The organism is Stutzerimonas sp., from assembly GCF_982611455.1.
The window spans coordinates 1-2349 of the sequence record NZ_CEXBBO010000068.1 but is presented as its reverse complement, the minus strand read 5'-3'; the positions used below and the strand labels follow the sequence as shown (position 1 = coordinate 2349).

Below are 2349 nucleotides of genomic sequence, written 5' to 3'. Positions count from 1 at the left end.
AGTGGTTGCCTCTCTAGTTCAGGCAACCAGCAGGTGACGTCTAACCGCGTGCTGTGCATCAGTCTTTCATATTCTTCCACGCGAATACCGAGGCCAAAATAATGATACCGATGGCAGCACCAAAGTATAACGTAGCGATCGTAGCGCCAATCTCTACCGCCTGCTCAAGGAACAGAACCACCAGTATCACAACAGCCACTTGGCTTACTGTTATCTTCAAATCATGGAAGCTCTTAATGTCCAGAGGGTTTTGGGATTCTCTGTCATCATCAGACACCGGACGGATGAACAGACGATACAGGCTAACCGCCATGATCTGAAAAGTAATAGCGATCAGCAGGAGATCCAACAGCTTCAGGAGGCGAACCGCGAGGCTCTTGCCGTCGTCAGCAGAGACAGGTATATCACGTACTACATCCAGTGCGGTATTCCAGATTATGTTAACCGAGGCACCATACAAGAGCAAAGATGACACCGCACAGATAACGACTGCCACCCACACCATAAACCGACTACTTCTGAAAACTCTCTCGATCATAATTTCTCCGGGCCGCGTCACAACGTCAGTTACAGACTCACAATTTTCTCTTAGTCGGTTTCACCGGACCATCTACTATCTCGTTAATCAACCTCTAGATTGTGCTTTCTACGGCGTTAGCCGAACACTGGAGCTGTCGGATTACTGCTGGATTACTTCAAACGTTCGTGACCCTGACATGACCTGGAGAAAAGCCACTAACAGCTTATTAGTTTGCTTTCTTATTAAACCGCAACACCATCACCCAGTCCAATACTGCTTCACAACCTGAATAACCTCGATTTTTCAGATCATTACCCCTCCATCTCAGGGGGCTTTTGAGCTTTTGGTTCTGTGAAAAGTGTGCACGCGGGATATTTATGCACGTTTTTGCACGTTAAATCCAGTGGGTCGAATTTTTCCCATGCTGAAACAGATACCTACAGAGATGCATTGTGAAAAGCGAGCAGGGCCGTGCAAATTAAGCCGCAAGAATTTTGGCGTTTTTGGGTGTTTTTTATTATAACTGTACGTACATACAGCATTCAGCCACGGAGGGCGAGCGTGTCGAAATCACCGTTTCTACAATCGGTCCGCACAGAAATTAGGACAAAGCAGTACAGCTACCGAACCGAGAAGTCCTATCTTTACTGGGTTCGTCAGTTCATCCTTTTCAATGACAAGAAGCACCCAAAAGTCATGGGTAATCACGAAATTGAGCGTTTCCTGAATCACCTCGCCGTCAATCGGGGAGTCAGTCCGGGCACTCAAAATCAGGCGCTATGCGCGATTATTTTTGTCTACAAGCATGTGCTGAAGCGGGAGATTGAAAACCTACAGTACAAGATGACGAAAACGCCTCGACGCATGCCAACCGTTCTGAGTCCCGATGAAGTTGCTTCTATTCTTCAAAACATGGATGCAGAGTATTGGCTCATCACTGCGCTTCTTTATGGATGCGGTTTGAGAATCAACGAAGCTCTTTCGCTTCGCGTGAAAGACATCGACCTAAAAAGCCGCAGTTTGCTCGTATTCAACGGTAAGGGACGAAAAGATCGATACACACTGATTCCAGGCAATCTAAGAGAAAACATGGAGCGACAATTCGCCCATGTCAGGGCTGTACATGAGTCCGATCTGGCCGATGGATTCGGGCTTACGTCAGTGCCGGCCTCACTTCACAAGAAGTATGGACCGGCCATGAAGGACTTTGGTTGGCAGTACCTGTTCCCATCCGTAACAAGATGCGTTCATCCCATCGCTGGTTATGTGTGCCGCCACCATCTTCATCATTCATCGTACTCGCGGCGATTGAGGCAGGCCGTTCTGGCCACGGGAATCACCAAGCGTGTGACGGCTCATACCTTTCGGCATGCCTTTGCGACAGAGTTATTGAGATCGGGGAGCGATATCAGGACGGTTCAGGAAATTCTTGGGCATAGCGACATTCGAACGACAGAAATCTACACGCATGTCATTGGCGATCGACGTGCTGGAACCGTCAGCCCTTTTGATCGTTTGCCAAGTTCTTGATGGGGCATTGCTTACCCGTTTAAGGGGCGTAAAGCCTGGAATTGGGGGTGCGGCGAATGTTCGCTTTTGTTTAACAGCGGGAACAAGCGCCACCACATCCCGTAAGCAACGGTCAAAACCAACCTTTCTACAATGCCCAAGAAACTGACAGCGTCCCAAAGCTGAAGTTGTCTTTATGACGCTCGTCTTCACTGGTTGAGGCACGCAGTGTGACCGAGGCCAGCAGGTGATCCCACTGCCAGGCAGCGCCCAGACCAAGCTGACCAATCAGCGGCCCTTCGTCAAAACGATAAGCCCCG

The 2349-nt window shown here is 49.1% G+C and carries 2 protein-coding genes; one reads left to right on the top strand and one right to left on the bottom strand.

The window, feature by feature from the left end:
• Positions 1–58: 58 nt before the first annotated feature.
• The gene (locus tag AC2LD7_RS21555) at positions 59–538 is read right to left on the bottom strand and encodes a YqhA family protein (protein WP_011786640.1); all 480 of its coding nucleotides are present in this window, start codon (positions 536–538) and stop codon (positions 59–61) included.
• 543 nt (positions 539–1081) lie between these two features.
• On the opposite strand from AC2LD7_RS21555, the gene AC2LD7_RS21550 reads away from it, so the two are divergent.
• Positions 1082–2050: an integron integrase gene (locus AC2LD7_RS21550; protein WP_008169685.1), complete on the top strand. Its 969-nt coding sequence runs from the start codon at positions 1082–1084 to the stop codon at positions 2048–2050.
• Positions 2051–2349 lie beyond the last annotated feature (299 nt).

Excerpts from the sequence above, each read along its gene's own strand:
- AC2LD7_RS21555 (WP_011786640.1), bottom strand. The coding sequence starts at position 538 with ATGATCGAGAGAGTTTTCAGAAGTAGTCGGTTTATGGTGTGGGTGGCA.